5 protein-coding genes and 1 rRNA gene are annotated in these 6,813 nt (G+C 63.7%); 5 read left to right on the top strand and 1 reads right to left on the bottom strand.

Features of this window, described 5'->3' with window-relative positions:
- Positions 1–97, top strand: a 5S ribosomal RNA gene (gene rrf, locus AB4Y81_RS13700); the annotation flags it as partial.
- Between the two features lie 61 nt (positions 98–158).
- Here the strand turns inward: rrf and AB4Y81_RS13695 are convergent.
- Positions 159–1,211: a patatin-like phospholipase family protein gene (locus AB4Y81_RS13695; RefSeq protein WP_431229776.1), complete on the bottom strand. Its 1,053-nt coding sequence runs from the start codon at positions 1,209–1,211 to the stop codon at positions 159–161.
- A 201-nt stretch (positions 1,212–1,412) separates the two neighbouring features.
- Here AB4Y81_RS13695 and AB4Y81_RS13690 point away from each other — a divergent pair, with 201 nt between their 5' ends.
- The 4 genes from AB4Y81_RS13690 (at position 1,413) to AB4Y81_RS13675 (ending at position 6,793) form a co-directional block, all read left to right on the top strand.
- Complete coding sequence (locus AB4Y81_RS13690) at positions 1,413–1,973, top strand: GNAT family N-acetyltransferase (protein ID WP_354627577.1); 561 nt, start codon at positions 1,413–1,415, stop codon at positions 1,971–1,973.
- 214 nt (positions 1,974–2,187) lie between these two features.
- Complete coding sequence (locus AB4Y81_RS13685; protein WP_011776355.1) at positions 2,188–2,475, top strand: HU family DNA-binding protein; 288 nt, start codon at positions 2,188–2,190, stop codon at positions 2,473–2,475.
- Positions 2,476–2,597: 122 nt separating this feature from the next.
- Positions 2,598–4,820, top strand: coding sequence for a cytochrome c oxidase assembly protein (locus tag AB4Y81_RS13680; RefSeq protein ID WP_026267220.1), 2,223 nt, complete (start codon positions 2,598–2,600; stop codon positions 4,818–4,820).
- Positions 4,820–6,793, top strand: coding sequence for an NHL domain-containing thioredoxin family protein (locus AB4Y81_RS13675; protein WP_018778111.1), 1,974 nt, complete (start codon positions 4,820–4,822; stop codon positions 6,791–6,793). Before AB4Y81_RS13680 ends, AB4Y81_RS13675 begins: the two co-directional genes overlap by 1 nt.
- Positions 6,794–6,813: the final 20 nt, after the last annotated feature.

Raw genomic sequence — 6,813 nt, 5'->3', positions numbered from 1 at the left:
GGAAACGCCCGGTCCCATTCCGAACCCGGAAGCTAAGACCCACAGCGCCGATGGTACTGCACCCGGGAGGGTGTGGGAGAGTAGGACACCGCCGGACAACCATTAACGAAGAGCCCCAACCACGGTTGGGGCTCTTCCATTTAACAAACCACGTAACGCTAACGCGCAGCCCAGAAGCCGGCCAACCGGGAAGCCAGGACCCGGCCCTGTTCAAAGCCGACACGAGCGGCGGCGGGCCTTAGGGAAAAGTCCATCGCATTGACGCCGAACATATGCTCGGCTTCGCTGTCCGGGATGACCGTTTCCACCTGGCTGCCGCCGGCGCGCAGGGCGTCCACTTGGCAAGCGAGATGCATGCCCCATTCAGCAGGAGTCCGGGTTCGCCCACCGAAGGGTGACAACACCAGCACGCTTCCGTATCCGACCGCCAGGTCCGCATTCTCGGCGTTGGTACGGTAGCCGCCGTCGATGTATTGCTCGTCGCCGATGCTGTAGGCGAAACCGCTGGCGCAACTGGCAGCCACTGCGTCCACGAGATCCACGCCGCTCTCCCGGTCGAACGCCACCGGTTCACCCGTCCGGGCATTGACGGCGGTCAGGAGTATCGCTCTTTCCGGCCACTGGGCTTGCGGCAAGCGGGTTGCCACTATGTCCCGCCAGCGCGCGCTGGCACCTTCCATGGAAGCGGCGATCTCTACGGCGGCCGCTCCAAGCCGCCGGCGCATGTCCGCCATGTCGGAGGAGGCCTTCATGATATTGCCGGTTCGCTCCATGTGATCCATCACGGGTCTTGTGGCAGTGCGTCCCGTTTCCATATTTGGTCCGGACACGGAACGAACGGGCACGGCGGCAGCTTGGCGGGGTGCGGACTTATGAGCGCCTGCGGGTTTCTGTGGGACCGAACTGAGGATGGCTTCAAAGAGCTCGATAGGGCTGGCTCCGGCCAGTTGGGCCGCCGCGGTGGACCCCGCTGATGTGCCGATGGTGAGCTCGGGGGTGGCGACATCCAGTCCGGCGTCGAAAAGGCCAGCGACGACGCCGATGAGCCATGCGTTGCCTGTGGAGCCGCCGCCGCCAAGGACCAATGCCCGCTGCCTGGTGGACGGTTGCTGGACGGCGGAGCCGGACTCAACCTGGGACTGGACGGTGCCCGCGCGGCCGGATGCCGCCGTCGAACTGTTGCTAAAAGGTGATGATGAGGAAGTGTTCAAGTGAACGCCTTTCGCGATGTGCGTGACGGGCGCTCCTGATAGCGACCCGCTTAGTCGCGGGATCGTGGAATGCAGGGAGCGCCCACGGTGGATACTGCGTACATGGGTCTCACCTCCTGCCGATTGTTCACGATCACCCGAAAGCTATCACTCCGCGGCCACCTGCGCAATTGGCCAAGGAGCCGGCGGTAGAGTCTTGGGATGAATCTCGTGCGAAGTGTGCCCATCGGCCAAGGCCATAGTGGTGACCAGTTGCTTCTTCGTCCACTTGAGCTTTCAGACGCCGCGGATTTGGCTGGCGCGTACCTGCGTAATCGCGGACATCTGGCGCCTTGGGAGCCCACCCGCGACGACGGATTCTTCACCGAGCATGGCCAGGAAGCCGTCATTCGCGCCAAGATCGACCAGTACGCGGCCGGCAGCGAAGTGCCCTGGGTCATCACCGGCGACCGGGGCGTTTACGGGATGATTACATTGACCGGCATCGTCCGAGGTCCCTTCCGGAATGCCAACCTTGGCTATTGGATCGACCAGGACTGTACAGGCAGGGGCGCCGCGTCAGGTGCGGTAGCCGCCGTCGTCGATATGGCCACACAGGAACTTGACCTCCACAGGATCCAGGCCGCAACCCTGCTCCACAACGCCCCGTCGCAGGCTGTCCTGGGGCGCTGCGGCTTTGACCGGATCGGCGTAGCGCCGTCCTATCTTCAGATCGCTGGCGAGTGGCAGGACCACGTTTTGTTCCAGCGCATCCTGTTCTGACCGGCACGGCGCAGGAGCAGCGGCAAGGACGCAGGGTACGCCAAGGGCTTAAATGGCTCCAAAAAACCCCGAAATTCCGGTGATTTTGGTCAAAAAGGCGCGGAAACACGCGGAATTTGCTGGCCATGGCATCGCAAGCTGGTAAGTTTTCGAACAGTGGCTTGCTCGCATTCCGCTTGAAAGCTCAAAAACGTATGAGTCCAGGAGGACGTAAATGGCTAAGAACCGTAGTGAACTCGTTGCAGAGGTAGCAGGCAAGGCTGGCACCAGCCAGGCAGCAGTCAACTCCGTGCTCGATGCACTGTTCGAAGTTTTCGAGACTTCTGTCGCCGCCGGCGAGAAGATCACCATCCCGGGCTGGCTCGCCGTTGAGCGCACCGACCGTGCAGCTCGCACCGGCCGCAACCCGCAGACCGGCGAAACCATCCAGATCGCAGCCGGCCACAGCGTCAAGCTGACCGCTGGCTCCAAGCTGAAGGCAGCTGTCGCCAAGAAGAAGTAACTTCTTCGGCATAGGCCTTGAAGGGGCGGCAACCTGATGGTTGCCGCCCCTTCTTCTTTGGGTTAATGCACATAGCGCACTGTCGATTCGCAGCCCGGCGACAGGTAGCGGACAATGGATAAGTGCCATCAGCAAGAAATTCCGCAACTGTCCCTTCGACTCCTCCCAAGGCGGGAGCGCGTGGAGGGTCCACAGTCGCGGGGATTTCCCTTCCTTGGCAATTGGCGGGCCTGGCGGTCCTGATCGTCGCCCTTGCGGGGGCATTGATCTTCTCCGGCGCGTCGGCGGCCCGCCAGGTTTCAGATCCCGGCGCCCTGGTCAGGTGGGGCCTTCCGTTTGCCAAAGCCATCCACAACGTGTCGGTGGCCACGGTGATTGGCGGCCTGATCTTTGCCGTGGGCATCCTGCCGAAGAACCTCGGTGGCTCCCGGTCCCGCGAGAAAGACGCCGACGCCGTCGAGCATCCGGCATTTGCCCGGGCCCTCGCGGTTGCCGCCGCCGCTGGCGCTGCGTGGACACTGTCCGCAGTCGCCGTACTGGTCCTGACCTATTCGGACGTCGCCGGACAGCCGCTTTCCGGGGACGCGGAGTTCACCCGTTCGCTGGTCTACTTCATGACGGACATCGAAACCGGCAAAGCCTGGCTGGCCGTCACCATTATTGCCGCCGTGGTCACTACAGCCCTGTTCGGGGTCCGGTCCCTGACGGGCCTGGCCTTCACGCTTGTGCTCGCGCTGATCGGGCTGATTCCAACGGCGCTCATCGGCCACTCCTCCAGTTCAAGCGATCACGAGGGCGCCATCAACTCCCTTGGCCTCCACCTGGTGGGCGTCTCCACCTGGGTTGGCGGCATCATCATGCTGGCGGTCCTGTCCGGAATCCTCACCGGTTCCCGGACGAAGGGGACCCCGGACATTACGGAGCAGACCCTTCGGCGATTCTCGTCCCTGGCAGGTTTCGCTTTCGTCCTGGTGTTCGCTTCCGGTGTCATTAACGCTGCCATCCGGGTCACCAACCCGGCCGACCTCTTCGGCTCCTCTTACGGTCAACTCATTGTGGCCAAGGCCCTCGCAACGTTGGTGCTGGGCGGTATCGGCTTCATGCACCGCCAATGGGTTATCCCGCAGCTCGGCAAGAACGGCTCCATGTCTGCGCGCCGGGTGCTGTGGCAGCTGGTTCTGGTTGAGCTGCTGGTGATGGGCGCGACGTCGGGACTCGCCGTCGCGTTGGGTCGCTCGGCTCCGCCGCAGCCCACCACCTACGCACCGGACGCGTCGCCGTCGTTCATCCTTTCCGGATACGAGCTGCCGCCGGAACTCACCCCTTCGCGCTGGCTGACCGAATGGCGCTTTGACTGGCTGTGGGTAGGCGTGGCGTTGTTTGGCGCCGTCTCCTACATCATGGGCATCGTCAAGGTCCGGCGCCGTGGCGACCAGTGGTCCGTTTTCCGGACGGTGAACTGGATGATCGGCTTGGTGGTCCTGACCTACATCACGTCCGGCCCGCCCGCTGTCTACGGCCGGGTGTTGTTCTCTGCGCACATGGTGGACCATATGGCCCTCACTATGGTGGCTCCCATCTTCCTGGTTCTCGGCGCTCCGGTGACGCTGGCCCTTCGGGCACTGCCGTCCCGGGGTGAAGGCACCCATGGCTCCCGTGGCCTGCGGGAATGGCTGCTCCTGTTTGTACACTCCAGGTTCTCCCAGGTGGTCACGCACCCCCTGTTCGCGGCGGCAAACTTCGCGGGCTCCATCGTCTTGTTCTACTACTCGGACCTTTTTGGTCTGGCCATGCGTGAGCACGTGGGCCATGAGTTGATGAACCTCCACTTCCTGCTGACCGGGTACATCTTTGTCCTGAGCATGATCGGCAGCGATCCTTTGCCACGCCGTGCACCGTATCCGATGCGGCTGCTGCTCCTTCTGGCAACCATGGGCTTCCACGCGTTCTTTGGCGTATCCATCATGGGTGGCACCGGCCTGCTCGCTGCGGACTACTTCGGCAACCTCGGCCGCGCCTGGGGCCCCTCGGCCTTGGGAGACCAACAATTGGGCGGCGCCGTAGCCTGGGGCATCGGCGAAATCCCCACGCTGCTGGTGGCCATCGGCGTGGCAGTGATGTGGTCCCGGTCCGACGAACGGGAGAAGCGCCGGGTGGATCGTGCGGCCGACAGGAATAACGACGCCGATCTCAGTGCTTACAACGATATGTTTGCCCGGCTGGCTGAGCGTGATGCCAAGCTTGCAAGCCGCACAGCCAGGGCAACCACAACAGCCCCGGCCGAGCGCCCCACGAACGACAATTCCGGGCACACCGACCCGAACACCAAGCTGGAAGGACGCTGATGAGCGAAACCGTACGTACCCAACACCGGGTCCGGGCCTCCGAACTCGAGGGCCGCGGCTGGCTCAACACCGGTGGGAAGTCCTTGGACCTCGAGTCCCTGCGCGGCAAGATCGTGCTTCTCGACTTCTGGACCTTCTGCTGCATCAACTGCCTGCACGTTCTCGACGAGCTGCGTCCGTTGGAAGAAAAGTACTCGGACGTCCTGGTAACCGTTGGCGTGCATTCGCCCAAGTTCGAGCACGAGGCAGATCCTGTCGCTTTGGCATCAGCCGTCGAACGCTACGAAATCCACCACCCTGTGCTGGATGACCCCGAACTGGCCACCTGGAAGGCGTACACCGCCCGTGCCTGGCCCACGCTGGTGGTAGTGGACCCCGAGGGCTACATTGTGGCCCACCTTTCCGGCGAGGGCCACGCAGACGGCCTCGCCGTCCTGCTCGAAGAACTCGTCGCTGAACATGAAGCCAAGGGGACCCTCCACCGCGGTGACGGTCCGTACGTAGCCCCTGTGCCGACGTCGGGCACTCTGCGGTTCCCCGGTAAGGCAACCCAGCTCGCCAACGGAAACTACCTGGTGGTGGATTCCGGCCATCACCGTTTGGTGGAGTTGCGCCCGGATCTGGAGACCGTGGAGCGGATCATCGGGTCCGGCACCAAGGGCTACCTGGACGGGCAATCGGAAATTGCCCGGTTCAACGAACCCCAGGGCGTTACCCTTTTGCCGTCGGAGTTGGCCTGGAAGCTCGGCTACGACGCCGTGGTGGCCGACACCGTCAACCACCGCCTCCGAGGCGTGACCCTCAGCTCGGGATACGTCCAGACGATCGCAGGCAACGGCGTGCAGCGGCTCCTGGACACCGGCCCCGCCCGTGTCACCGACTCCGGCGCCGGTACCTGGTCTGAACACCACGACGACGGTCCGGCTGACTTCGCCGGGGACGCCCTGGATGTTGGAGCGCTCGGGCGCGGCACGGAAGTGTCCCTTTCCTCGCCGTGGGATGTGGTCTGGAGCGAAAAGCTGCAGAAGGTGGTCATCGCCATGGCCGGCACACACCAGATTTTCGCTTTCGACCCCCTGGCCAATGAGGTCTCCATCCTGGCCGGCTCCGGTCTTGAAGGTTTGCTGGACGGCAAAGCCGAGGAAGCCTGGTTCGCACAATCCTCCGGCCTGGCAATCGACGGCGAAGACAACATCTGGGTAGCTGACTCGGAGACATCGTCCTTGCGCCGCCTGGTGGTCAGCGATTCCGGCGTGACCGTGGAAACCGCAGTAGGCAAGGGCCTGTTCGATTTCGGCTTCCGTGATGGTGAAGCCGCGGAAGCCCGCTTGCAGCACCCTTTGGGCGTGACTGTGCTTCCGGACAACTCCGTGGCCATCGCCGATACCTACAACGGGGCTGTGCGCCGCTACGACCCCGCCACCAAGTCCGTCTCCACCCTGGCCCGGGGCCTCGCTGAGCCGAGCGACGTCGTGGTGGTCCAGGTGGAAGGCAGCGATCCGTTGCTGGTAGTGGTGGAATCGAATAAGCACCAGCTGGTCCTGGTACCGATCCCCAAGGAAGCCCAACAGGTGGACGAGGGCGCATCGCAGACGCACCGCCCCAAGAGCCCGGTCACGCCCGGAACCCTTGAGCTGGCCGTTCGCTTCAAGGCTCCCACCGGTCAAAAGCTTGATGACCGCTGGGGCGATCCCACCCAGATGAAGATTTCCTCCACACCGCCCGAGCTCCTGGTTTCCGGAGGCGGGACCTCGGTGGGTCTCCTGCGCACGCTTGAATTGTCGGCGGATGTCCCCGAAGGAATCCTGCACATCACGGCCCGCGCGGCCGCCTGTGATGGACCGGAAACCGAAGACGGCGAAATCCCGGACCACGCCGCTTGCCACCTGTACCAGCAGGATTGGGGCATTCCGGTGGTCCTGCAGGCCGACGGGGAGTCTGAGCTCGTGCTGGACCTCCGCGGCATGGACTAAACCCCACGCAGCTGGCCCGT

Source organism: Paenarthrobacter sp. TAF1, assembly GCF_052113825.1.
GTDB classification, from domain to species: Bacteria; Actinomycetota; Actinomycetes; order Actinomycetales; family Micrococcaceae; genus Arthrobacter; species Arthrobacter nicotinovorans.
The sequence above is the reverse complement of the archived record's forward strand: the minus strand, read 5'-3'. Positions and strand labels throughout refer to the sequence as shown.

Coding starts and splice junctions, on each gene's coding strand:
- AB4Y81_RS13690 (WP_354627577.1), top strand. CDS start 1,413: ATGAATCTCGTGCGAAGTGTGCCCATCGGCCAAGGCCATAGTGGTGAC.
- AB4Y81_RS13685 (WP_011776355.1), top strand. CDS start 2,188: ATGGCTAAGAACCGTAGTGAACTCGTTGCAGAGGTAGCAGGCAAGGCT.
- AB4Y81_RS13675 (WP_018778111.1), top strand. CDS start 4,820: ATGAGCGAAACCGTACGTACCCAACACCGGGTCCGGGCCTCCGAACTC.